The organism is Pleomorphomonas diazotrophica (assembly GCF_002844595.1).
In the GTDB taxonomy this organism is placed as follows: Bacteria; Pseudomonadota; Alphaproteobacteria; order Rhizobiales; family Pleomorphomonadaceae; genus Pleomorphomonas; species Pleomorphomonas diazotrophica.
Genome location: NZ_PJNW01000003.1, coordinates 33,322 through 56,805 on the forward strand (window position 1 = coordinate 33,322; position 23,484 = coordinate 56,805).

Consider the following 23,484-nt stretch of genomic DNA (forward strand, 5'->3'; position numbering starts at 1 on the left):
GAGCAGTTTACGCGTTTCCCGTTGATTACAACCAGTTACGTGTCGTCAACCACCATCATCTGTTTGGGATACCGAGCCGATGCTGATCAAGACGCAACAGAGCAAGGCATGCCCTCGGCTCAGTTTTCTTCAATCCTTTCCACGTTGATCCACGCTTGTCCTTGGATGAAGCGCAGATTCGGGAGACCCGCCAAATGACCAACGACAACCTCACCCCGCCCGTAAGCCACGTGGCCCTGATCGGCAATTTCCCACCGCGAAAGTGCGGCATTGCGACGTTTACCGCCGATCTGCGCGAGGCCCTGGTCACAACCGATGCCGATCTCAAGATCAGCACCGTCGCCGTGACCGACGAGGGGCAGAGGCACGCCTATCCGCCGGCAGTTGGCTATGAAATCAGCCAGCACGAAGCCGACGACTACGCAGCCGCGGCTGACCATATCAACGCCCTCAACCCCGACGCCGTGTCGATCCAGCACGAGTTCGGCATTTTCGGCGGCGAGGCCGGCGAGTATCTTCTGAAGCTGACCGAGCGTCTGCGCGCTCCTATCGTGACGACGCTGCACACGGTGTTGGTCGATCCGACCCCGGACCAGCGGCGCGTCATGGAGCGCCTTGCCGAGCACTCGGCCCGGTTGGTGGTCATGACCGAGATGGGCCGCACCATTCTAACCCAGAACTGGAACTTCCCAGCCGAGAAGATCGCCGTCATACCGCATGGCATCCCCGACGTTCCCTTCCTCGACCCGGCGTTCCAGAAGCACAGCTTCGGTCTCGACGGCCGCAAGGTGGCGCTGACCTTCGGTCTTCTGTCGCCCAACAAGGGCATCGAGAACATGATCGACGCCCTTCCGGAACTGGTGCGGGCGCATCCCGATCTGGTCTATGTGGTGCTGGGCGCGACGCACCCGCATTTGGTCGCCCGCGAAGGCGAGGCCTACCGCGAGAAGCTGCAGGCCCAGGCGGAGGCGCTCGGCGTTGCCGACCATCTGATGTTCGTCAACGAGTATGTCGACGCCTCCGTCTTGAAGGCTTGGCTGTCGGCGGCCGACATCTACGTGACGCCCTATCTTCACGAGGCGCAGATCACCTCCGGCACGCTGTCCTACGCTGTGGGTCTCGGCAAGGCCGTGGTCTCCACGCCCTACTGGCATGCCCGCGAACTACTGGCCAACGATGCCGGCGCGCTGGTGCCGTTTGGCGACCCGAAGGCGCTGGCCACGACCATCGGCGAGCTCCTTACCGATAGCGGGCGCCGCGATCGCCTGCGCAGTTGCGCCTATGACGCGGGGCGCCAGATGATCTGGCCGGTCGTCGGCCGCGCCTATCTCGACCTGCTCGCCGAAGCCCGCTCAGGTGCGCGCATTCCGGCTCCGGTCAGCAACCTCAGAACCGGTCGGCGGGTCCCCCTCGTTTCCACGCTGGCGGCCGTCGACCGGATGACGGACGGCTGCGGCATGCTGCAGCATAGCCGGTCGACCGTTCCGGATCGGCGGCATGGCTACTGCCTCGACGACAACGCCCGCGCCATGATGCTGGCGGTCGAGTTGAAGTCGGAAGGCATCGAGACCGAACGCGCGACCCGCATTGCCGACATTTGCGCCGCGTTTGTGGATTCGGCCTGGGACGAGGATCGGGCCGCCTTCCGCAACTTCATGGGCTACCAGCGCAACTGGCTGGAAGATGTGGGTTCGGAAGACAGTCATGGGCGCGCCGTATGGGCGCTCGGACGGGTGGTGGCGAGCACCGACGATCACGGGTTGAAACTATGGGTCACCGGCCTCGGCGAGAGGGTCATCCCGGCCAGCGCCCATCTTTCCAGTCCGCGTGCCACCGCCTTCACGACGCTCGGGCTGATCTACTGGCTGACGGTCTATCCGGGCCATCGGCCGGCCCGTCAGTTGCTCGACACATTCGCCACCCGGCTACACGAACTGCTGCGCGAGCAGCGGCGGCCCGACTGGCTGTGGTTCGAGCCGGTGCTCGCCTATGACAACGCCCGCCTGCCCGAGGCCTTGATCCGCGCCGGGCAATGGCTCGGCAAGGATGACATGGTCAGGGACGGCATCGCCGCACTCGATTGGCTGGCGGAACTCCAAACCGACACGGACGGCCATTTCCGCCCGGTGGGCACCGAAAGCTTCGGCAAGCTCTACAGCCGTCCCCTGCCCTTCGACCAGCAACCGGTCGATGCCTGGGCGATGATCGAAGCCTCGACGGCAGCGTTCGACGTCACTGGCGACGGCAGGTGGCAACGCTACGCCGAAGCGGCCTTCGACTGGTTCAACGGCCGCAATGACCTGGGCCTGCGGCTCGCGACCCCAAACGGCGGCTGCTACGACGGCCTTCAGGTCGACCGCGTCAACCTCAACCAGGGAGCGGAGTCGATCCTGGCCTTCCAGTTCTCGGTTCGGTCGATACGGCAACTCCAGAGACTCGCTCACGGCCGTTCGGAACGGATGGTGGCGGGGGCTGGCCAATGACGCTGCAACTGCTCCCCCAACGCCTTTATCCGGATGCCAGCCGCGTCGTCGTTCGCAACTTTCAGCTAGCGGGGGAGCCCAGAGGGCTCACCCCCGCCTCGCAGGCGCGTGCGCGGCGCATCGTCGAGACCGTCCAGGCCATGGACAACCGCACCGTTCAATCCGAACTTTCGCTGGTCATGGCCGACTTCGAGAACAGGCACCGTGAGGTCCGTGGCTTCTTTGAAGAGCGTTATGAGGGCATGGCCGCCCATCTTGGCCTCGTCGAGCCATTGCGCGACAACGAGCGGCTGCTAATCGGCGCCTATTTCTGCCATGAATATTCCTTCGAGGCAGCGGCACTGATGAACCCCAGCGTCGTTCCGCATCCCGATCAATCCGGCCTCGAGCCGGGCGAGGTGCGGTTCCTGTTGTCGCTGAGAGCGGTCGGCGAGGGGCATATCTCCTCGATCACCTTCCGGGAAGGCATCCTGTCCGACCAAGAGGAGTTCAGGCTGACGGAGGACAGTCCGTTCGCCGTCGCCTCCCGCCCCGAAATCGGTGAGGACGGCAGGGTCTGGGCCGTTCGCGAAGGCGACGGGCCGCTCGACGAGACCGTGCTGCTGCCCGTGACGTCGGCCCAGCGAAACGGTCTCGAGGACCTGCGCCTCGTGCATTTCAACGATCCCGACGAGGGACCGCTCTGGTATGGCACCTATACCGCCTTCAGCGGTCAGTCGATCGCCTCGGAGCTGCTGATCACCCGCGATTTCCGACGCTTCGAGCTGAGACCGCTGACGGGACCGGCAGCCCGCAACAAGGGCATGGCTCTGTTCCCGCGCAAGATCGACGGCGCCTATACCATGCTGGGGCGGCAAGATAACGAAAACCTGTTCCTGATCCGCTCCGACACTCTGTTTGAATGGGGGGAAGGCGAACTCATAGCCGGTCCGCTCCATGCCTGGGAACTCCTCCAGATCGGAAACTGCGGCTCCCCCATCGAGCTCGACGAGGGTTGGCTTGTGCTGACCCACGGCGTCGGCCCGATGCGGAAATATGCGATCGGAGCCATGCTTCTCGACAAGACGGAGCCGACAAAGGTGCTCGGACGTTCGCGCGTGCCGCTGCTGTCGCCATCGGATGCCGAGCGCGAAGGCTACGTGCCCAATGTCGTCTACACCTGTGGCGCCATGGCCCATGCCGGGCGGCTGTTCCTGCCCTATGGCATCGCCGACAGCGCGGTGGGTTTTGCCAGCATGGGGATCGAGGAGTTGCTTGCCTCGCTTGGCTGATCCTCGGGGCACCAGTTCCTGATGGAAACGAAATGCGCCTCTCGGCGCATTTCTCTCATTGCGGCCGGTTCGACCGGACTTCACGCAGGCGTCACCCACTTCGGGATTTTCGACAAGCATCCGAAGATTATGGTAACCGCCCCCATCGAGACGCATTTGCTCGCATTCTCAGGCGCCATCGTTCCAAGTAAAAGACCTTTTGGGAACAGTCGCGCCATGGCGAGCCTCGCATGGCAATGCTAGATGTAAACTGAGCCGGCCCTCGGGCACGGATGCTGTTGGGGAGCTTTGAATGGAGCCTAACGCCGCCAAGAAAAAAGTACCCAATCCTGCCGACGTTCACGTCGGAGGGCGTATTCGCATGCGGCGCATGATTTTGGGCATCTCGCAGGAGAAGCTCGGGCAGGCTCTCGGTGTGACGTTCCAGCAGGTCCAGAAGTATGAGAAGGGGGCAACCCGTGTCGGAGCGGGACGCCTCCTGGAGATCGCGAACTATCTCGGCGTGCCGGTGGGCTATTTCTTTGAAACGGCCGTACTGGATGCCCTGGAGACGCGTGGCTCGAGAGGGACGATCGCTACGGCGACGGACGAGTTTGACGAGTTCGTGAAGAGTTCGGAAGGCATCAAGCTCAACAATGCCTTCCTCGGCATCAGCGATCCAACGGTACGTCGGCACCTGCTCGATCTCGTCGTTTCCATGTCTCGCACCGGTCAGGAAAGCTGAACGGCGCCAACGCGCTCAATGACGCCGGCGGCGTTCGGCAAGGTCGACCACGTCGGGATCCGTCTGAAGCGCCAGAAGACCGGACAGTTCGGCATTGGCGAGGCCGAGCAGGAGGGCGGCGGACACGCTCACCTCGCGCGCCTGCGGCATCAGATAGTCGATCATCGTCATCATCGCCCTGATATCCATCGGGCGATGGACGTCGCCGGCATAGGTCTGCTCGCCCATCACGGGATCGTCGAATTTAGCGCTCATTGATCACCCGATACTCTTTCCAGAATGCCCGGCCGATCCCATTGTCCCTCGGGGCGAACGAGCACGGCGGCGCCGGAGTTCGGCGACAGCACGTCCTCGGCCGGCGGGACCACAAGATCGGCTTCGTAATAGGTTTCATCCGTCAGGTAGTTGATGCCCGTGCCTTCGCGCAGAACGAAACCGAAATGCTGCCAGATGGGCGCGACATTCGCCGCGGTCTGGCCATAGAAACGCGTGTAGCCCTTGGTGCGACAGAGCTCGATGCCAGCCCTCACAAGCTTCAGGGCCAGCCTGCTCTTGCGGAAGCGAGGCAGCACGGCGAGCCGCTCCAGCTTCACGAAGCCGGCGAAGTAGCGGATGCGCAGACAGCCGGCCGGTTCGTCCCCAACGAAGCCGAGAAGATGCGTTGCCGTGAGATCGTTGCCGTCGACATCTTCCGTGAAGGGGATGGACTGTTCGGCAAGATAGGTCGCCGCCCTGATCGCATGGACCATCAGAAGCTGATTGACGTCGTGAACCACGGTGATGCCGATCGCGCCCCGCCGTCCGGCCGTCTCGCCGGGACGCCAGGTGTCGTAAGGAGCGGCGGGAGTGTCGACCTCGCCTTGCCGCTCCTCATCCGTCAGGCGGCGGCAAGTCATAATGCCCGGCGCGTAGACGTCGCCATGCCGCGCGCCCATCGTGAAGCCGATGCTCTCGAACAGCTTGCGAGCCTTGTCGTTGGCGGCCTTGCAGAACACCGGCAGGCCTCGGAACTTGTCCGATGTCAGGCGCTCCATGACGAGCGAGATGCCGCCGGCGATCGCCGGCGAGATGTAGATGCCCCAGAAGTAGATGGCGACCGGCTTTTCCCACTGGCGGGCGATGAACCGGTTCTCGGGAGCACCGGTGTCCATTCTGCCGTCGAAGAGTGCATCGAGACCGTCCTGGTTGAGCGGCAGGAGACAGACGAAGCCGAGCGGGCCGTTGCCCGCCTTCTCGCGCCACTGCCCGCGACTGATGGCCAGAATGGTGTCGGGATTGCGCGCATAGATGCGCATGACAGTTTCGAGACTGGCGACGCCTTGAATTTCAGGGGTCGCTTTTCTCATCAGATCTGCAATAATTTCGCTGGAAGGACTGAATACCGAGAGGTTGCGGCCATACTTCGAGTAATCGATACGATCAATATGGCGGGATGGATAGAAATTGGGTGCTTCTTCGTAGTTTCGAGCGTGAGAATTCATCTGTCACCTCGTCCTGGAGGGTTACAGCCCATTTCAATCTAAGTTTAAGCGTAACCAACTCGGACACTGTTCCGTGCATCCGATTTTGACGCGGGGTGATGAGGCAGATGGAACACGGTGACGGAACGGCGGAGCTGGACATCAACTGGGATGACGTTCGCGTATTCCTGCTGGTTGCGCGTCTTTCCAGCTTCCGGGCCGCGTCCGTGGAAAGCGGCGTATCGGTCAATGCGTTACGTCGGCGAATCGAGGCTCTCGAACACAAGATCAATGCCGTGCTGCTGACCCGGTCGGCGAAGGGCGTCGAGCTCACTGAAGAGGGGCGGAAGGTCGAGGAGACCGCGCAGGCCATGCTGGAACAGGCGCGAGCCTTGGCGCGCCTGTCGTCCCGCTCGAAACGCGGCCTTCGAGCGACAGTGCGGGTGGGCGCCACCGAGGGGCTTGGGGCGTTCTGGCTGGTTCCCCGACTGGTCGACCTGTTCGAGCGCGCACCCGGCATCCAGGTCGACTTCCGCAACGACATGCGCGTGCCCGACGTGTCTGGGCTCGAGGTGGATATCGCGGTGCAGCTGGAACGGCCGGCCGACGATGAACTGAAGGTGGTTCGCCTCGGCTGGCTTCACATCGTCCTGTTCGCGTCCGGCGACTACATCTCCCGCAACGGCATCATCGAGACATCGCAGGATATTCCTCGCCACCGCTTCATCGAGATCAGTGCGCCGCAGATCCAGAGCGCGGCGCTCAAGGCGGAGTTGCCGGAGGACGACAGCCGCAGCTTCGTCGCACTGAGGGTCAACACGGCCTCGGCCCAGGTGTTGGCCGCGACGCATGGCGCTGGCGTGACGGCGCTGCCCACCTATGCCCGACTGGTGACCCACAAGCTGCATCACGTCGCCCGCGAGTTCACACTGAAGCGGGACATCTGGCTTTGCTACCACCCCAGCGTCGTCGAATTTCGGCACATGCGGCAGGCCATCGACTGGATCAAGGCGTCCTTCGACCAGGAAAAGTTCCCCTGGTTCGGGGAAGAGTATCTTTCTCCCGACGAGATCGACCGGCTGGCGGTGAAGCGCGGTCTGGCTCCCCTCTTTTCCGGCTTCCGGGACGAGCATAAGTTGTAGAAGGATGAGCTGGGCGATATGCTCTCGGCACGCCTTTGGAGACGGCGATGGACAAGAAGGGGCTGACACTCCGTCATGAGCTTCCCCGCCTCATCGAGGCGGCGAAAGCCCTTGGAGCTTCGGTGCTCGTCATGCTTCTGATGAGCGCCGAAGAGGAGCTCCGCAGGCAGGAGCCCGAACAGCGTCAGGAGGCGGACCACGGCTTGATCGATCGCTCCTGACTACGCGCCCGGTCCCCTCCCATTCCAGTCATTGAATGCATATATACGTGCCGACCTGTCCGTGGGTCGATCGCCAGTTCATCCCCATCATCCCGCAATCGCTCCTGAAATCGTTTTGTAAGGAGCGGCGGGCCTGTTAATGCTGGGACCGATTTGCAAATAGGCGAACCGTTTTTCCTTCACGGATTGGAAGTCGCGCCTCGTTTCGTTCCCCATCGCGAGTAGAACATGTCCGACAGTCGCCTACCGACGAACTCCCTCGCCAAGTCGCCGACAGGCATCTCAGGCTTCGACGACCTTACTCTCGGCGGCCTTCCGAAGGGTCGACCGACGCTCGTTTGCGGTACAGCCGGCTGCGGAAAGACGCTGTTTGCCGCAACCTTCCTGGTGCATGGCGCCCGCGAACTCGACGAACCGGGCGTCTTCGTGAGCTTCGAGGAGCGTCCGAGCGATATCGTCGAGAACGTGGCCTCCCTGGGCTTCGACCTCGAGACACTCATTGAAACGGAGAAGGTGGTCATCGAGCACATCGTGGTCGATCCTTCGGAAGTGGCCGAGATCGGCGACTTCGACCTCGAAGGGCTGTTCCTGCGCCTCGAGCTTGCCATCGACTCCATCGGGGCCAAGCGGGTGGTTCTCGACACGATCGAGAGTCTTTTCTCAGCCTTCACCAATCAGGCGGTGTTGCGCGCGGAAATCCGCCGCCTGTTCGACTGGCTGAAGGATCGTGGGCTGACGACGGTCATCACCGGCGAGCGAGGTGACGGGGCGCTGACCCGGCAAGGATTGGAGGAGTATGTCTCCGATTGCGTCCTGCTGCTGGACCACCGGGTCCAGAACCAGATCTCGACGCGGCGGCTCAGGATCGTCAAGTATCGCGGCTCCAGTCACGGTACCAACGAGTATCCCTTCCTGATCGACCAGGGCGGTTTCTCGGTTCTGCCAGTCTCATCGCTCGGCCTCAACCACCGGGTGTTCGACGAGCGCGTGAGCACGGGCGTCGCCGACCTCGACGCCATGGTCGGCGGCGGCGGCTTTCATCGGGGAACGAGCGTTCTCATCTCGGGCGTGGCCGGTTCGGGAAAGTCGTCGCTGGCGGCGAGTTTCGTCGATGCAGCCTGCAAGGCCGACCAGAAGGCCCTGTATTTCTCATTCGAGGAATCGCAAGACCAGACGGTCCGCAACATGCGCTCGCTGGGCGTTAATCTCGGAAAGCATATCGCCGACGGAAAACTGAGGTATGTGGCGGCACGGCCGACCTTCTACAGCCTCGAGATGCACCTCGCCCTGATGCTGCGCGAAGCGCTCGCATTCAAGCCGGATGTTTTCGTTCTCGATCCGCTCTCGGCCTTCACCGAGACCGGCAACCGGACGGAAGTGCATGCCATGCTGTTGCGGATCGTCGACTTCCTGAAATCGGAAGGCATCACCGGCGTTCTTACCCATCTTACCCAGAGCGGGCAGACGGTCATCGAAACGGACTCCGGGCTTTCGTCGCTGATGGACGCCTGGATCCTCCTGCTCAACCGGGAGTCCAATGGCGAGTTCAATCGCGAACTCTATCTTTTGAAGGCGCGCGGCCTCAGCCACTCCAACCAGGTGCGCGAGTTCGTCATGAGCAGCGAGGGCATCAGGCTTTTGCTACCCTACACCGGCCAGGGCCAGGCCCTGACCGGCGCGGCGCGGCGGGCGGCGGAAGCCGAGGAGCGACGGCAGGAACGTCAGCGCGAGATCGAGGCTGAGAAGGCGCAACGCCAGATCGAGCAACGCCGGCGACGAACAGCGGCCCAGATCGAAATCCTGCGTTCCGAGTTGGAAGCCGACGAGGTCGAGCTGCAGGGGCTGGTGCGGACGGAAACCGATCGCCGAGTCCAAATTGAAACAGACGAAGCCGAGATGCGGAAATCTCGCGGCAACTGATAGGGAACGCCGATGTCGATGGAAGAGACCTCCACGCGCAAGTTGATCCTCTATGTCGCGGGAGAGACCCCCAAGTCCCTGGCCGCCATCTCGAACCTCGAGCGCATCTGCCGGGAGCACCTTCCGGGCAAGTATCAGATCGAGGTCATCGACCTCAAGAAGAACCCGCAACTCGCCCGGGAACACAAAATCGTGGCGATTCCCACGCTGGTCAGAGAACTGCCCATTCCCATCCGCAAGATTATCGGCGATCTTTCCGACGAGCAGAAGGTTCTGGTCAACCTCAGGGTCGAATGATGCGGAACTCTCAGGAGCAGGCGCTTCAAAGCCTCATCGACGACCTCCGCCAACGCGTCGCCGAGGCCGAGGAGACCTTGGCGGCCATTCGCGACGGTAGCGTTGACGCCGTCGTGGTCGGTGGGGAAGGCAAGGACGAGGTTCTCGTCATCGGCGACGACGTGTCGGCGTTCCGCAACTTCATGGAAGCCATGGAGCCCGGCGCCGTCGCAGTCGATTCCGCCGGCCGGCTTCTCTACGCCAACGCCCGCTTCCGTCAGATTTTCGCCGAGGATTGGGACCGGCTGAAGGGCAAACTGCTGTCGGAGATACTTCCCGGACCCGCGGCGCAACTGATCGGAAGGCTGATCAACTCCGACAGCGAGGAAACAGCGCCGGTCTCGGTCTCCTTCCTGGAGCGGGGCATGGAGCGCAACTATCTCGTTTCAGCGCGCCCCGTGCATCTCGGAACCGTTCGGGGCTTCGCCGTCACCTTCTCCGACCTGACCGAGCGCGTTCGCGCCGAGACCGCCGAGAGGGCGCAACGGGTCGCCAATGCCATCATCGCCTCGGCGAATGAAGCGGTCATCGTCTGCGACCGCATGCACAACATCACGCACGCCAACTTCGCCGCCGAGGCGCTATCGACGCAAAAGCTGGTCGGCGCACGGCTCGACACGGCAATTCCCCTCAAGTTCCCCGATGCGACCGGCATTCTGGAAATCGGCGAGCTCGTGGAATCCTCGCTCGCCGGAACGCCGCTTCGCAGCATCGAAGCCTTCGCGCCGATGTCGCCCGGGGCCCGTGACGTCCTGGTCAGCGCCGCGCCGCTCAACATATCGGACGACGAGCCTGAGGGTTGCGTGCTGACGCTGGTCGATCTCACACAGCGCAAGAAGGACGAGCGGCAGATGCACCTCTTGATGCGTGAGCTCGACCACCGGGTCAAGAACACCCTGGCGCTGGTTCTGTCCATCAGCAAGCGCACCGCTGCCAGCGAGGAGACGCTGGAGGGGTTCCAGGGCTCGTTCAGCGGACGCATCGAAGCATTGGCGGCCACCCACAATCTGCTCGCCGGCGCCTCATGGGAAAGCCTGTCGCTTCGTCAGATCTTCGGTGCCGAAGTTTCGCCCTATGCGGAGACCAGCGGCGACCGGATCAACATCACCGGCCCGGACCTCAGCCTCTATCCGCGCGCCGCCATCGCACTGGGTTTGATCTTCCACGAGCTGGCGACCAATGCCACCAAGTATGGAGCGCTGTCCGGAGAGACGGGAACCATCGACCTGGAGATCCATCCCAGGACGGATTCTCCTTCCGTCGAGGTGACATGGACCGAAAGCGGCGGGCCGCCAGTGAAGTCCTTCTCCCGAAAAGGCTTCGGGCATACGGTCATCGCGCGGAGCCTCTCCTATTCGCCGCATGGCGGCACCACGCTGGACTTCGAGCCGAGCGGCGTGGTTTGTCGCATCCGCATCCCGGTGTCCGACGTCGCCTGAAGGTACTGCCGGAACTTCGGGAGGCGGGCGCAAAGGCCGCACCGGCCGCTCTTTCAGTCTGCCGGCGGCGGTGAAGCCGCCGGCATCGCGCTGTCAGGCGAGATAGTCGTCGAGCACGAAGTCGTCGAGGCCAGCGATGACCGCATCGGCTTCGGTCAAGACCGACGGCTTGCCGATACCGAGGGCCGCCATGCCCGCCCCCTTGATCGAGGCGACGCCGGCCACCGCGTCCTCGACGCCGAGGCAATCCGCCGGATCCGCGCCGAGCTGCGCGGCAGCCTTGAGGAAGATTTCCGGGTCGGGCTTGCCGCGCTTCAAGAGGCGCGCATCGACCACCGTATCGAACAGATCGGCGATGCCGAGCCGCTCCAGGATGGCAGGGGCGTTCTGACTGACCGAGGCGAGGCCGATCTTGAGGCCGGCGGCGCGGACCGCCTTCAGCGTATCCAGGGCACCCGGCAACAGGTCATCCCGGGTCATGGTGCCGATCAGTTCCTTGTACCAGACGTTCTTCATGTCGGCGAGGCGATCGAACTCGGCCGGCTCCAGCGTCACGCCGCCCTTGTCGAGGATCATCTGCAAGGACATGCGGCGGTCGATGCCTTTCAGGCTTTCGGCCAACTCGTCGTCGAAGCCGATGCCGAGCGTGTCGGCCAGCCGCTTCCAGGCGAGGTGATGAAAGCGCGCGGTGTCGGTGATGACGCCATCGAGGTCGAAGACAACGGCCTTGAACGGCTTCTTGTCGAAAATCTTCGGCAATGGCACCTGGCATGTCGGTTCGGCAACCGACAGATCGACCGGCTCGCCGCGATGGAACAGGCGGATCGCCTCGCCCTCGACGAGGCGGAACTCGACACCGGCCTTGGACACCGCGACTTCCAGCGTCCGGCCGTGATCGACGAGACGGAAGCGATAGCGGCTCCATTCCGCCGGCAGTGTGGGGGCGAAATGCAACTCTCCTCTCACAGCCCTCAGACCTGCGAAACCATGCACGACGCTCATCCAGGTGCCACCCATGGCTGCCGTGTGGACACCATGGAACGTGTTGCCATGGGTGTTGTCGATGTCCATGCGGGCGGCGTCCATGAAGAACGCATAGGCGCGATCCTGCAAGCCGACCTCGGCGGCGATGATCGAGTGAATGCAGGTGGACAGCGAGGAATCGTGGGTGGTGATGGCTTCGTAATAGTCGAAGTCGCGCCGCTTCACCGCCTTAGGGAACATGTCGCCGCGCAGGAACAGCGCGAGCAGCACGTCGGCCTGCTTGCAGACCTGATGGCGGTAGATGACCAGAGGATGATAGTGCAGGAGCAGCGGATAGTTTTCGGCGGGCGTGCCGGCAAAATCCCAGACCTTACGCGACAGGAAGGCGTCGTCCTGGGCGTGGATGCCCCGCGTCTCGTCATAGGGCAGCCGCAGACGATCCGAAACATCCGACCAGCGGTCGATCTCGCCTGACGAAAGATCGAGGCTCTCGGAGAGCTTGCCCCAGGCCTCCGCCTTCTCCCGGCTCAACCAGTCCGCCACCTCAGCCGCGAAGGCGAGGTGGGTCTTGGCCATGACGTTGGTATAGAAGTTGTTGTTGACGAGAGCGGTGTATTCATCCGGCCCCGTCACCTCGTCGATGTGATAGGCGCCGTCGACGAGGTGGGCGAGATCGGCCCAGACGCGCGCCGTCTCGAACACCAGTTCGGCACCGCCCTCGACAAGCAACGAGCGATCACCGGTGGCCTCCACATAGAGCTTGATGGCGAAGGCGATGTCGGCGTTGATGTGGTATTGCGCCGTGCCGGCCGGGAAATAGGCCGAGCACTCCTCTCCGGTGATGGTCCGCCAGGGGTAGAGCGCTCCGCGGACATGGCCGAGATCACGAGCGCGGGCACGGGCCTTGTCGAGATAGCCGATCCGATGCCTGAGCACGGCACGCGCCAGCTCCGGCATGGTGCGCAGGAACACCGGCAGGACGTAGATCTCGGTGTCCCAGAAGGAATGGCCTTCATAGCCCTCACCGGTCAGACCCTTGGCGGCGATATTGGTGCGGCCGTCGCGACCGATCGACTGGAAGAGGTGATAGAGGTTGAAATGCAGGCCCTGCGACAGGGCGTCGTCACCCTCGATCTCGATGTCGGCCTTATTCCAGAAGGCGGTGAGCTGGGCGCGCTGCTCGCCGGCAAGCCCGTCGAATCCGACGGCGCGTGCGCCTTCCAGCGCCTCGGCAGTACGGGCGGCCAGTTCGTCGCTCGGCGCGTCGCGGCTGGTGACGATGGCCGTCATCTTTTCCAGCGTGACGGCTTCGCCGGCCTTGGCCGCAACGCGGAAGCGCTGGGTGAGGACGCCACCCTCCTGGGATGCCGTAGTGTTGGCAGCCGGACCTCCGGCCATGTCGGTCAGCGTTTCAATCCGCAGCGTCAGTCCGCTGTTGTGGGTTCGTGATACCAGCACCGACCGACCAGGGGCGGCGACGGCCTCGACCGTCGAAAGCGCGCGGGCGGAGGCACCGGAGCCAAGACGAGGATCGAAACTCTCCTCTCCCCCTCGCACCACACTGTTGAGCGTGGCGACGAACTCTATGACGGCGTCGGCGTCGAGCGGCGTCACCGTGACCTGTTGCGCCAGGATGGCGCTGCGGGAGAGACTGACCAGACGCTTTGAGACGATGCGAAGCCGCCGGCCGGCCGGCGACTTCCAGTCCACGCTACGAACCAGCACGCCCTCGCGGAAATCGAGGCTGCGCTCGTAGGCGAGGATCACGCCCGTCGCAAGATTGAAGCGTTCGCCCTCGACGAGGATCTCGACACCCTTGGCATTGGGCAGGTTGAGCATGAACTCGTTGGTGCGCGCGAAGCCATAGGCGTTCTCGGGATAGCGGATTGCCTCGGTGTCGTAGAAGCCGTTGACGTAGGTGCCCTCCATGCTGGCGTCGACCTCGCCGAGCCAGGCCTCGTCATGACTGCCACGCGTGCCGATATGCCCATTGCCGAGCGCGAACAGGGTCTCGCGCAGCAGATTGGTGTCGGCATCCCAGCGGGTTTCGACGAGACGCCAGGGATCGGTGGGCAGCGACGAGAGCGTGGGGACGGGGTTCGCAGTCACTTCAGTCTCCATGGAATGGACAAACACCGGCACCGGCGGCCTCTCCGGCCTCAGTTGCCGATGATGCGTCAAGCTTCGGTCCTGCTACCGATGAGCCAACGGCGATGACGCCTGGATGTCAATCGGCCGAGTGGACCTTGGAAGGGGTGAATCGGTGAGGGTCGCTGCCGCGACAGCCAAGGTCTCATCGTTGCCGCCGGCACCGATGAGCGAGCTACCGTCCGGCAGCGTGATGGCCGCAAGGCCACAGGCGCTGACAAAGCTGGCCGAACCGAACTCGGGCGGAACGACCAACAAATCGACGTCGGAGAGTTCCGCCTCGACTTGCCGGCGTAGCTCCGAAAGGCGGCGTTGCGCGCAGGCGAGTTGGCGAGCGGGACGGCCAAGCGCATCCGAAAGACGCCGGCGCAGACGAAGCGGAAACAGGTCGGGCAGCTCGGTGAAGGCAATCGCCACATCTTCAAGTCGCAAGGCCAGCCAGATATCGTCGTCCATTAGCGCGCGGAGTTCGTCAAAAGGGGCTTCCGACAGGGCGATCGTCGCCAGGCCAAGCCGCTCGGCAAGGTCCTCAGCTGCGGCGAGGCCACTGCCGCCGAGCACGCCAAGTTGCCGGGATGGGAGCGCCACCGATCGCCCATTTACCGGCACACTCTCGATGACCCTGCGCACCGACGAGCCGCAGGCAACGTCAGCCGCGTGGATGACGACGCCGTCGAGTTCGGGAGCGATGGCGAACAATCCTTCGACAGACACCAGCCCTGGGCTCGGTCTGATCTCGACCATGCCACAGCTGGCAGCGCCGGTTCGTTCGCCGGCGATGCCGAAGGCGGCGAGGCCGGCGGCAATGGTTTCCCCGATCCCGGCGGCCGGCGCATCAAGGCCGAGAAGACCGATCGGTACCTTGCCGACCAGCAGGGCACCGGCGGCCTGCAGGCGCTCTATGACAACCGCGTCGAAATCAGGCTGAAAGTCGAGCGCCGGCAAGCCAATCGACGTCGGAAGACCGGCGACATCAATGTTGGCGTCGACGACATAGGGAATGCCCCAGAGCGGCAGGGCGGACGGGTCGGGGCAACGGGCGAGAAGATCGCGAGCGGCGGCGCCGAGCGGCGCCGGACTGCCAACGCCATCGGACGCGGCGAACCGGCGGGCGATATCGTCGGCGACGTCAAGAATGCTTTCAGGGCACCCCGCGAAACACTCGCCAAGGCCACCAAACTTCAACACGGGAGCGCGCATCGGCACTCCTCCCCCTGCTGCTCCGACCGCCAGTCGGAGCCTTCAAAAGCGCTTTTGGTCTCGTAACACCGGCACCATTCGTCTGTCAATGCTTTTGTCGAAAGACCGTTTTCCGTATCAACGCAAGGTGTCTTGAAACGTTTCTTGAATTTATCGATGGTTTTATTGGCATATACTTTCATCAAAAAACGATAGTACCTCAATAAAAGCGCTTTCGGATCTCAGGCAAGCTGTACAAGCCCTTGAGCAGGGGCTATACAGGCGCCCTGTTTCCAGACCATCGGCCCCTGCATGAACCTCAAGGAACTGGCGCGTCATCTCGGTCTTTCCCAGAGCACGGTCAGTCGTGCGCTGAACGGCTATCAGGATGTCAGCTCCGATACGCGTGAGCGGGTGTTCGCGGCGGCCCGGCGTTTCGACTACTCGCCCAATGCCAGCGCGCATCGCCTGGCAACCGGTCACTCCGGTGCGATCGGCATTGTCTTTCCGTCCGACAAGGACCCGCTGCTCGACCCGCTGTTCACGGATTTTCTGTCCGGCCTCACCAACAGCGCCGCCCGCCGCCAGATGGATATCCTGGTCAGCGCCAGCCTGGATACGGCCGAAGCGAGCTATCGTCGCCTCGCCCAGCGCGGCTCGGTCGACGCCGTCGTGCTGTCGAGCCCCCTCGTCGAGGACGCGCGCGTGCCGCTGCTCGACAAGCTCGGCATCCCCTGCGTGGTGCATGGCCGCACCAGGTCGCCGCGCCCGCATGCGTTCCTCGACATCGACAACGAGGGTGCCTTTCGCCAGGCTGCCGAGCTGCTGATCGGTCTCGGTCATCGGCGCATCGGCCTCGTCAACGGCGACGCACGGCAGGCCTTCGCCGTCCATCGCGAGACCGGCTGGCGCTCCGCCCTCCTCAACGCCGGCCTCGAGGCGCCGGATGTCCTCAACGGCTCCGACATCATGACCGATGAGGCCGGCTATCGGCTGACCGCCGGCATGCTGGCTGCTCCCACGCCGCCGACGGCCGTCATCTGCTCCAGTATCTTCTCGGCCGTCGGCGCCTGCCGCGCCATCCGCGACCGCGGGTTGACGATCGGCTCGGACATTTCGGTGATCGCCCACGACGACGGCATCACCTCGATCCGGCCGGAGGCGCATCATCCGCCGCTTACCACCACCTTCTCGTCGATCCACCGCGCCGGCGAGCGTATCGCCGAAATCGCCGCCGACCTCATCGAGGGCAAGGCGCCGGCCGATTGCCAGGAAGTCTGGCCCGTCGACCTGATCTTCCGCGACAGCACCCGGCCGCCCAAGCGCCCGTAGCGGCACGCGCCGGTTTCAGCGATCCCGAAGGTTTCCTAAGGTTTCCGTCCACGTCGCCGCCGTAAGGGCCGGCGGATCTTTCCCGCGTGCAGCGGAACAAGTCATTGTCCCAGCGGTTGTCGCCCCGATCATCGGAGGACCGAGCGGGATGAGAACCGGATATCTGGGAGTTGCACCGCTCGTGCTGGTGCTTGTCCTGAGCGCGCCAGTCATGGCGCAGCAAGGCGACGGCACGGACGTCAGCATCACCTCCACCATCTTCAAGCCCAACAAGGTTCAGCCGACCAGCGAACGGCTCGATCAACTGAAGGCGCCGGAAGGCTTTTCGGTTCAGCCTTTCGCGCAGGGCCTGGGCAATGCCCGCATCATCGCCGTATCCGACAAGGGCTTCATTTATGTCAGCCGGCGAGAGGAAGGCGACGTTCTCCTGCTGAAGGATGAGGACGGCGACGGCAAGGCCGACTCGGCACCGGTCAAGGTTGCCTCCCGAGCCCAGGCGCATGGCCTCGCCGTCAAGGACGACCGGCTCTATCTCGCCACCGTCAAGGAGGTGTTCGTCGCGCCCATCCAGCCGGACGGGCGGCTCGGACCGCTCGACATGATCATCGGCGACTTGCCGGACGCCGGCCAGCATCCGAACCGTGTCCTCGCCTTCGGCCCCGACGACATGCTCTACATTTCCGTCGGCTCGACCTGCAACGCCTGCAACGAGAGCAACGCCGAGAACGCGACCATTCTGCGGGCCACGCCCGACGGGAAGAGCCGCATCATCTTCGCCTCCGGCCTGCGCAACACCATCGGCTTCGACTGGTCGCCAGAGACCGGCGAGCTCTGGGGCTTCGATCACGGCATCGACTTCCTGGGCGACGAGGTCCAGCCCGAAGAGCTCAACAGGATCGAGGCCGGCAAGCAATACGGCTGGCCGCATGTCCATGGCGAAGGTGGTTTCAATCCGCAATCCACTCCGCCCGGCGGCATCAGCAAGGAACAATGGCGCGACATGAGCACACCGATGGTGCTCGGCTATACGGCCCACGCGGCGCCCATGCAGTTCAAGTTCTACACGGGTGCAGCCTTTCCTGCCGACTATGCCGGCGACGCCTTCGCCACCATGCGCGGCTCCTGGAATCGCAATCCGGCCTCGGGCTACGAGATCGTCCGGGTGCGGTTCGAGAATGGACAGCCGACGGCGATCGAACCCTTCGTCACCGGCTTCCTCACCGACGGCGGCAAGACCCACATTGCCCGTCCGGTCGGCCTCGTCGTCGCCAAGGACGGATCGCTGCTGATGGCCGACGACACCAACGGCGTCATTTATCGCGTTGCCTATCAGGGACATGCCGAGACGACCGCTGCCGCCAAGGCGCCCCCCGCGGGTCCCATGGAGACGCAGGCGACACAGGGTGTCGGCGTGCCCCTCGCCAAAGACCGGCCGGAGACGACGCCGGAACCCTCGACATCGACATTGCCGCTGGTCATCACCTCGGCCAGCTTTGCCGAGGGTGGTGCCATTCCGCTTGAGCATAGCGAATATGCCGACGGCGTCTCGCCGCAACTGAGCTGGACCGAAGTGCCCGGCGCGGCGTCCTACGCCATCATCATGGAAGATCCGGACGCCAAGCCGATCACGCCCTTTGTCCACTGGGTGGCCTGGAACATCCCGGCGGCGATCACTGCCCTGCCGGAGGGGCTTCAGGAGCAGATGCGGCTGACCGAGCCGGAAGGCGTTCTTCAAGGGCGCAACAGTTCCGGCAGGCACGGCTATCTGGGACCGAAGCCGCCGGTCGGCGATCCGCCCCACCACTATCATTTCCAGGTTCTGGCGCTCGATGCCCTACTCGATCTGCCGCCGACCGCCGACCGCGATGCCGTTCTCGCCGCCGCCAAGGGACATGTTCTCGCCAAGGGTACCCTGGTCGGTATCTACCAGCAGCATGTGGAACCGCCGAAATGATCGGCTCCGCGCTCCGAGCCCCCCTCTTCGTCCTCGCACTGTGGTCCGCGCCGGGCTCTGCCGTCGCCGAACCGGCGCAAGCCGACAGCCAGATGCGGGCAGTTCTGGACGCCCTTGGGGATCTGAAGGCTCAGCCAATCCACACACTCAGCGTTCAGCAGGCGCGGACACAGGCAAGCCCGGCTGATGCTGCGCGTATGGTGCAACGCGCCAGGAAGATTTCACCGCTGCCCGAGGCGGCGGTGGAAACGAAGGATATCGCCCTTCCCACGCCGGCCGGCGCCTTGCCGGCCCGGCTCTACAGGCCGGATGCCTCCGGGCCGCTGCCGGTCATCGTCTACTTTCATGGCGGCGGCTGGGTCGTCGGCGATCTCAACAGCCATGACTCGACGCCGCGCGCCCTGACGCTGGGCTCGGGCGCCGCGGTACTGTCCGTCGACTACCGCCACGCGCCGGAAAGCCGGTTTCCCGCCGCCCATGAGGATGCCTGGAACGCCTATCTCTGGGTGCTGGAGAACGCCCTGTCCATCGGCGGCGACGCTGAACGGATCGCAGTGGCCGGCGAGGACGCCGGCGGCAATCTCGCTGCCAATGTGGCGCTGATGGCCAAGGAGAAGGGCAAGCCGTTGCCGGTCCACCAGCTTCTCATCTACCCCATCGTCGGCAGCGACATGAACACGCCATCCTATCGGCAGAATGCCGAGGCCCGGCCGCTTGGCCGAGCCGACATGGAATGGTTCGCCCGCCACGTTCTTCGCTCCTGCACGCAGACCGCCGATCCGCGCATCAATCTCGTTGGTCGCACCGACCTCTCCGGCCTGCCGCCGGCGACCGTCGTGACGGCCGAAATCGATCCTCTGCGCTCGGAGGGTCAGACCTATGCCGAAAGGATGCAGGCAGCTGGCGTGGTCGTGAACCTCGTCGACGTCGCCGGCGTCACGCACGCGTTTTTCGGCATGGGCAAGGTCGTCGACAAGGCGAAGTCGGCGGTCGAGGCGGCAAACGCCGATTTGCGGAAAGCCTTCGCCAAGTCCACCAACAGCAAAGGAACAGGTCAATGAAACGGACCATTCTCAACGCCGCTCTCCTGGCGGCCGCTCTCGCCGTCACGCCGGCATTCGCGCAGACCGCCACGCCCGCCGCGCCGGGTGACGCCACCGCGACCATGCCGATCGACAAGGCGACCTTCCTCCAGATGACACTGAGCTCCAACGAATGGGAGATCCAGTCGAGCGACCTGGCCAAGACAAAGGCCAGCAGAGAAGACATCCTGCAGTTTGCCGACATGATCATCAAGGATCACACGGCCGCTGCCGCGAAACTCAAGCAGACGCTTGAGACCAAGGAAGGCGGGCCGGAGGCGCTGCCACCCGCCGCTCTCACGCCCAAGCACGCGGGCATGCTGCAGCAGCTCGGCGCGGTAGCCAACGGTGCCGAGTTCGACAAGCTCTACATCGACATGCAGGTACAGGCGCATCAGGAAGCGATCGCGCTGTTCCAGACCTACGCCTCGTCCGGTGACGACAAGGCGCTCGTCGGCTTTGCCAGCGAGACGCTGCCCACCCTCGAAACCCATCTCGCCCACGCCAAGAAGCTGATGGGGTCGAACTGACCCACGCCAATCCGGCGGCCGCCTCAATGCGGCCGCCGCCCCTTCAGGATGGCGCAGGAACCCTCGTGCCTCCTTCCGGGTTCTCCCCTCGGACATGAAAAGGAGCCGACAATGGACGCCAACCGCGACGACGAAATCCGGGCCCGGGCCTATCAGCTTTGGGAAGAGGAAGGACGGCCGGAAGGCCGCGCCGAACAGCACTGGTTCACCGCTCGGGAGAGCCTTGCCATCGAAGAGAACCAGGACTCGACCTATCTGCCGATCGACAGCGGTACCGACGCCGAGCCGATTGAAGCCCTCGAGAACGCCGGCGAGTTTCCGACCCTCACCGACCAGGGAGAGCAGCGGATCCCGCGCCGCCCAAAGGAAGACGATCCATCGCTGCCGGCAAACAGCTGAGATACGCTCTGGGCGGGTCCGACACCACGTTTGGCGTCCAAGGCGCCGACGGTGGTTTGGACCCGCTGCGCCGGTGTTCAGCCATGCCCAGACCGCAGGCGACGCCGTGAAACGCTCGTTGGCTCCCCAGCTGCCACCGCCGCGATGTCCTGCTACTCTCGATCGGTGCGCGAACGGACGTTCCGACACGGTTAGGGAGCGGCACGAAAGGTTCTGGCATGGCGCAGATGAACGACTCGCCACCTCGCGACGAGGTTCCGGCATCTTCCCACCGCTGGCAAGCGTTGATCTTTCTAGCCATCACCTTCAGCTTCTCCTGGTTAGTCGCCCTGGTTACCTGGAGAGCAGGCCTTTTGACGCCCGCAGCGCCTGGGACATTTACCGCGGCTGCGATGTTTCTCTTCATGTGCGGTCCCGCCGTCGGCGCTGTGATCTGCGCTGCCGCCTTCGACAAGGGACGGGCGCGCCTCTCGCTCGGCCTTCGCTGGCCTTTCAACCGCTGGCTCCTTGCCGCCTGGCTGGTGCCCGCTCTGCTCGTCGCAACCTCCCTCGCGATCAGCCTCGCCTTGTCCAGCCGCGGCTTTCAGCCCCCGGTGGCGGCGCTTGAGGCAGCGATCCGGGCGGCCGGCGAGGATCCAGCCAAGGTCGGCTTGCCGCTGGAAGTGCTGGCGACCTTGCAAATCGGCATGTCGCTACTGCTCGCGCCGATCATCAACTGGCCGCTGTCGTTGTCCGAGGAACTCGGGTGGCGCGGCTGGCTCTGGAGCCGATGGAGACCGCTCGGCTTCTGGCGTTGTTCCGTAATGATCGGCCTTGCCTGGGGCATCTGGCATGCGCCGCTCGTCGTTCTCGGGCACAACTACCCGACCTTGCCGCTAGCCGGTCCGCTTCTGATGATCCTGTGGTGCATGCTGATCAGCCCCGTCTTGCACCTGATCCGGGATTGCGGCGGATCGGTCTGGCACGCCGCGCTGTTCCACGGAACCATCAACGCACTTGGCTCGCTCAGCATCATGTTGCTGGCCGATCCCTCGATGCCGTGGCGCGGCATATTCGGCATTGGAGGTGGCATTGTGCTGGTGGCATCCGTGCTTGGTACATGGCTGGTCCGGAACGATGGAACGGCCGCGCGTCTTTGATGGAGCCCTTCAGCCTCTCACTTCCGCGTTCGACCAGAGGCTGAGCGACACGCTTATTGCGTTGTGACGTTGCCCTGATAATCGAGGCGGACCAGGGCCGGATTGCCATCGAGCCGGGCGCTGCCGCGCCACACACCATCCGTCCCAAGCACGAGATCGGCGACGTGGGTGTAGCCGGCATCTTCGATCCAGGCCTTCGCCTGCGCTTGGGTGAAGCTGTTCTCACCCGTGAGGGGAACCTCCGCGACCGCCACCGTCGGCTCCTCGGCCTTGCCGGCCAGCGTGAGCGACACGAACAGCACGAACGCCCCTGCTGCGATCAGTTTCATGGCATGTCCTTCCGCGTTTGCGGGAATGGCGCCCAACAAACCGCAAGGATGATTGTTCCCCAAAAAAGTTGCTCTGTGAAAGCGCCCGGCAAGTCGCAGGCCAGCCTCGCCCGATGCGGTGCCACCGGCAAGGCCCCTTCTCGGGCGTGCCGGGCGGTACATCGGCCTTGGACATACAGCGGAAAATCTCGGTCCACCGGAATCCTCCAAGCGCCGCTTGACGGCCCAAACAAGCTGGATTATTCGTATCAGTAATACGTATAAGAAGACAACGGGCGGAAACAATCCCATGAAGCGTCCCACGCAGAAAGACGTCGCCAAGCTGGCGGGCGTCTCGCAGGCGGCTGTGTCCATGGTGCTGAGCGGCACCGGCGCGCCAACGGTGTCGCCGGACACCTGGATGCGCATCACCGAAGCGGCCAAGACGCTTGGCTACGCGCCGAACCGCTTTGCGCAGGCACTCAAGACGCGACGGACGATGACCATCGCCTGCATCGTTCCGGACATCACCAACCCCTTCTATCCAGTGCTGATCCGCGGTGTGCAGGCCGTGGCGCAGGAGGGCGCCTATGACGTCATCACCGTCAACACCGATGGTGACCCTGCCCGCGAGCGGCATTTCCTCGATTGGGCGCATCAGGGCCGGGTGGATGGGGTCATCGGCGTGTTCTTCACCCTCAAGGCGACGGATTTCCGCTCGCTGGTCGAGGCCGGCGTACCGGTGGTGCGCATCGAGTCGGCCCGCAAGAAGGGGGGCGATATCGCCATTGACGACATCTTCGTCGACAGTCGCGCCGCCGCCCATGCCGTCGTCGACTATCTTGTCGGCCGCGGCCACCGCCGCATCGCCATGCTGGCTGGCACCGGCGGCCCGCAGCGTGTGCGGGTCGAGGGCTATCGTGAGGCCATGGCTACCGCAGGTGCGGCCCCCTCCGTCACCATCACCGAAGCCTTCAGTGAGGAGGCCGGCTTCACCGCCGCTCAGTCGATCCTCGAAAGCGGCTACGAACCGACGGCCATCTTCGCGGCGAATGACCTGATGGCGATCGGCGTCATGCGGGCGCTACGCGATCGCGGTCTCCGGATACCCGAGGACGTCGCGGTGGTCGGCTTCGACGATATTTCCCCGGCGAGCCTGGTTTCACCGCCACTGACCACCGTCAGCCAGTTTCAGGCGCGCATGGGCGAGTTGGCGGCCGAGGCGCTGCTTCAACGCCTGCGCGGCCTCAGACCACCTTCGGGGACCACGGAGGAAGTGCGCTTTCAGCTCATCGAACGCGCGTCGGCTTGAAGCGTTCGGCCGTAGAGCGCGCACGATAGGGGAGTTCGCCGCCGGTATGCGCCGGTCGGCAAGGGACCGGATCTACCGGTCGGGAGAGGAGCCGGATCACGCGGTCGACATAATCGAGCCA

The 23,484-nt window shown here is 64.1% G+C and carries 20 protein-coding genes; 15 read left to right on the forward strand and 5 right to left on the reverse strand.

Features of this window, described 5'->3' with window-relative positions:
• Positions 1-194 precede the first annotated feature (194 nt).
• The 3 genes from CXZ10_RS06945 to CXZ10_RS06955 all read left to right on the forward strand — a co-directional run bounded on the left by CXZ10_RS06945 (position 195) and on the right by CXZ10_RS06955 (position 4,478).
• Positions 195-2,483, forward strand: a complete 2,289-nt coding sequence (locus tag CXZ10_RS06945) for a glycosyltransferase family 4 protein (protein WP_101288420.1) — start codon at positions 195-197, stop codon at positions 2,481-2,483.
• Positions 2,480-3,754 carry a glycoside hydrolase family 130 protein gene (locus CXZ10_RS06950; protein WP_101288421.1) on the forward strand — a complete coding sequence of 425 codons (1,275 nt, stop codon included), beginning with the start codon at positions 2,480-2,482 and terminating at the stop codon, positions 3,752-3,754. Before CXZ10_RS06945 ends, CXZ10_RS06950 begins: the two co-directional genes overlap by 4 nt.
• Before the next feature lie 292 nt (positions 3,755-4,046).
• Positions 4,047-4,478: a helix-turn-helix domain-containing protein gene (locus CXZ10_RS06955; protein WP_101288422.1), complete on the forward strand. Its 432-nt coding sequence runs from the start codon at positions 4,047-4,049 to the stop codon at positions 4,476-4,478.
• Between the two features lie 15 nt (positions 4,479-4,493).
• On the opposite strand, the gene CXZ10_RS06960 is transcribed toward CXZ10_RS06955, so the two are convergent.
• Both CXZ10_RS06960 and CXZ10_RS06965 read right to left on the reverse strand, forming a co-directional pair.
• Positions 4,494-4,733: a hypothetical protein gene (locus tag CXZ10_RS06960; protein WP_101288423.1), complete on the reverse strand. Its 240-nt coding sequence runs from the start codon at positions 4,731-4,733 to the stop codon at positions 4,494-4,496.
• Positions 4,730-5,773, reverse strand: a complete 1,044-nt coding sequence (locus CXZ10_RS06965; protein WP_101288424.1) for a GNAT family N-acetyltransferase — start codon at positions 5,771-5,773, stop codon at positions 4,730-4,732. Before CXZ10_RS06965 ends, CXZ10_RS06960 begins: the two co-directional genes overlap by 4 nt.
• 293 nt (positions 5,774-6,066) lie before the next feature.
• Between CXZ10_RS06965 and CXZ10_RS06970 the strand changes: the two genes are divergently transcribed.
• The 5 genes from CXZ10_RS06970 (at position 6,067) to CXZ10_RS06985 (ending at position 10,996) form a co-directional block, all read left to right on the forward strand.
• Positions 6,067-7,080 carry a LysR family transcriptional regulator gene (locus CXZ10_RS06970; protein ID WP_180335895.1) on the forward strand — a complete coding sequence of 338 codons (1,014 nt, stop codon included), beginning with the start codon at positions 6,067-6,069 and terminating at the stop codon, positions 7,078-7,080.
• A gap of 47 nt (positions 7,081-7,127) precedes the next feature.
• Positions 7,128-7,301 carry a hypothetical protein gene (locus CXZ10_RS21490; protein WP_180335896.1) on the forward strand — a complete coding sequence of 58 codons (174 nt, stop codon included), beginning with the start codon at positions 7,128-7,130 and terminating at the stop codon, positions 7,299-7,301.
• 228 nt (positions 7,302-7,529) lie between these two features.
• A complete protein-coding gene (gene kaiC, locus CXZ10_RS06975) occupies positions 7,530-9,221 on the forward strand; it encodes a circadian clock protein KaiC (RefSeq protein ID WP_101288426.1) in 1,692 nt (563 codons plus the stop codon).
• An 18-nt stretch (positions 9,222-9,239) separates the two neighbouring features.
• Complete coding sequence (locus CXZ10_RS06980) at positions 9,240-9,518, forward strand: circadian clock KaiB family protein (protein ID WP_180335901.1); 279 nt, start codon at positions 9,240-9,242, stop codon at positions 9,516-9,518.
• The gene (locus tag CXZ10_RS06985) at positions 9,518-10,996 is read left to right on the forward strand and encodes a sensor histidine kinase (RefSeq protein ID WP_101288501.1); all 1,479 of its coding nucleotides are present in this window, start codon (positions 9,518-9,520) and stop codon (positions 10,994-10,996) included. Before CXZ10_RS06980 ends, CXZ10_RS06985 begins: the two co-directional genes overlap by 1 nt.
• A 93-nt stretch (positions 10,997-11,089) precedes the next feature.
• Here CXZ10_RS06985 and pgmB read toward each other — a convergent pair whose 3' ends face one another.
• Entirely contained in the window at positions 11,090-14,089 is a 3,000-nt protein-coding gene (pgmB, locus tag CXZ10_RS06990) for a beta-phosphoglucomutase (RefSeq protein WP_210199864.1), read from the reverse strand.
• 84 nt (positions 14,090-14,173) lie between these two features.
• A complete protein-coding gene (locus tag CXZ10_RS06995; RefSeq protein ID WP_101288429.1) occupies positions 14,174-15,328 on the reverse strand; it encodes an amidase family protein in 1,155 nt (384 codons plus the stop codon).
• 279 nt (positions 15,329-15,607) lie between these two features.
• On the opposite strand from CXZ10_RS06995, the gene CXZ10_RS07000 reads away from it, so the two are divergent.
• The 6 genes from CXZ10_RS07000 (at position 15,608) to CXZ10_RS07025 (ending at position 21,743) form a co-directional block, all read left to right on the forward strand.
• Entirely contained in the window at positions 15,608-16,639 is a 1,032-nt protein-coding gene (locus CXZ10_RS07000) for a substrate-binding domain-containing protein (RefSeq protein ID WP_101288430.1), read from the forward strand.
• Between the two features lie 148 nt (positions 16,640-16,787).
• Positions 16,788-18,593: a YbhB/YbcL family Raf kinase inhibitor-like protein gene (locus CXZ10_RS07005; RefSeq protein WP_101288431.1), complete on the forward strand. Its 1,806-nt coding sequence runs from the start codon at positions 16,788-16,790 to the stop codon at positions 18,591-18,593.
• A 197-nt stretch (positions 18,594-18,790) separates the two neighbouring features.
• Positions 18,791-19,654 carry an alpha/beta hydrolase fold domain-containing protein gene (locus CXZ10_RS07010; protein ID WP_210199865.1) on the forward strand — a complete coding sequence of 288 codons (864 nt, stop codon included), beginning with the start codon at positions 18,791-18,793 and terminating at the stop codon, positions 19,652-19,654.
• On the forward strand, positions 19,651-20,205 hold the full coding sequence (locus tag CXZ10_RS07015; RefSeq protein ID WP_101288433.1) for a DUF4142 domain-containing protein: 555 nt from the start codon (positions 19,651-19,653) through the stop codon (positions 20,203-20,205). The genes CXZ10_RS07010 and CXZ10_RS07015 overlap by 4 nt, the downstream gene beginning before the upstream one ends.
• A 111-nt stretch (positions 20,206-20,316) precedes the next feature.
• Complete coding sequence (locus CXZ10_RS07020) at positions 20,317-20,604, forward strand: DUF2934 domain-containing protein (RefSeq protein ID WP_101288434.1); 288 nt, start codon at positions 20,317-20,319, stop codon at positions 20,602-20,604.
• 218 nt (positions 20,605-20,822) lie between these two features.
• The gene (locus CXZ10_RS07025; protein WP_101288435.1) at positions 20,823-21,743 is read left to right on the forward strand and encodes a CPBP family intramembrane glutamic endopeptidase; all 921 of its coding nucleotides are present in this window, start codon (positions 20,823-20,825) and stop codon (positions 21,741-21,743) included.
• Positions 21,744-21,796: 53 nt separating this feature from the next.
• On the opposite strand, the gene CXZ10_RS07030 is transcribed toward CXZ10_RS07025, so the two are convergent.
• A complete protein-coding gene (locus tag CXZ10_RS07030) occupies positions 21,797-22,072 on the reverse strand; it encodes a hypothetical protein (protein WP_101288436.1) in 276 nt (91 codons plus the stop codon).
• Between the two features lie 289 nt (positions 22,073-22,361).
• Between CXZ10_RS07030 and CXZ10_RS07035 the strand changes: the two genes are divergently transcribed.
• Positions 22,362-23,363, forward strand: a complete 1,002-nt coding sequence (locus tag CXZ10_RS07035; protein ID WP_101288437.1) for a LacI family DNA-binding transcriptional regulator — start codon at positions 22,362-22,364, stop codon at positions 23,361-23,363.
• The last annotated feature ends 121 nt before the right edge of the window (positions 23,364-23,484 follow it).

Excerpts from the sequence above, each read along its gene's own strand:
- CXZ10_RS07030 (WP_101288436.1), bottom strand. The coding sequence starts at position 22,072 with ATGAAACTGATCGCAGCAGGGGCGTTCGTGCTGTTCGTGTCGCTCACG.
- CXZ10_RS06965 (WP_101288424.1), bottom strand. The coding sequence starts at position 5,773 with ATGCGCATCTATGCGCGCAATCCCGACACCATTCTGGCCATCAGTCGC.
- CXZ10_RS06970 (WP_180335895.1), top strand. The coding sequence starts at position 6,067 with ATGGAACACGGTGACGGAACGGCGGAGCTGGACATCAACTGGGATGAC.
- CXZ10_RS06945 (WP_101288420.1), top strand. The coding sequence starts at position 195 with ATGACCAACGACAACCTCACCCCGCCCGTAAGCCACGTGGCCCTGATC.
- CXZ10_RS06995 (WP_101288429.1), bottom strand. The coding sequence starts at position 15,328 with ATGCGCGCTCCCGTGTTGAAGTTTGGTGGCCTTGGCGAGTGTTTCGCG.
- CXZ10_RS07035 (WP_101288437.1), top strand. The coding sequence starts at position 22,362 with ATGAAGCGTCCCACGCAGAAAGACGTCGCCAAGCTGGCGGGCGTCTCG.
- CXZ10_RS06955 (WP_101288422.1), top strand. The coding sequence starts at position 4,047 with ATGGAGCCTAACGCCGCCAAGAAAAAAGTACCCAATCCTGCCGACGTT.
- CXZ10_RS06985 (WP_101288501.1), top strand. The coding sequence starts at position 9,518 with ATGCGGAACTCTCAGGAGCAGGCGCTTCAAAGCCTCATCGACGACCTC.
- kaiC (WP_101288426.1), top strand. The coding sequence starts at position 7,530 with ATGTCCGACAGTCGCCTACCGACGAACTCCCTCGCCAAGTCGCCGACA.
- CXZ10_RS07015 (WP_101288433.1), top strand. The coding sequence starts at position 19,651 with ATGAAACGGACCATTCTCAACGCCGCTCTCCTGGCGGCCGCTCTCGCC.
- CXZ10_RS06960 (WP_101288423.1), bottom strand. The coding sequence starts at position 4,733 with ATGAGCGCTAAATTCGACGATCCCGTGATGGGCGAGCAGACCTATGCC.
- CXZ10_RS21490 (WP_180335896.1), top strand. The coding sequence starts at position 7,128 with ATGGACAAGAAGGGGCTGACACTCCGTCATGAGCTTCCCCGCCTCATC.
- CXZ10_RS07005 (WP_101288431.1), top strand. The coding sequence starts at position 16,788 with ATGAGAACCGGATATCTGGGAGTTGCACCGCTCGTGCTGGTGCTTGTC.
- CXZ10_RS07020 (WP_101288434.1), top strand. The coding sequence starts at position 20,317 with ATGGACGCCAACCGCGACGACGAAATCCGGGCCCGGGCCTATCAGCTT.
- CXZ10_RS06950 (WP_101288421.1), top strand. The coding sequence starts at position 2,480 with ATGACGCTGCAACTGCTCCCCCAACGCCTTTATCCGGATGCCAGCCGC.
- CXZ10_RS07025 (WP_101288435.1), top strand. The coding sequence starts at position 20,823 with ATGGCGCAGATGAACGACTCGCCACCTCGCGACGAGGTTCCGGCATCT.
- CXZ10_RS06980 (WP_180335901.1), top strand. The coding sequence starts at position 9,240 with ATGGAAGAGACCTCCACGCGCAAGTTGATCCTCTATGTCGCGGGAGAG.
- CXZ10_RS07010 (WP_210199865.1), top strand. The coding sequence starts at position 18,791 with ATGGTGCAACGCGCCAGGAAGATTTCACCGCTGCCCGAGGCGGCGGTG.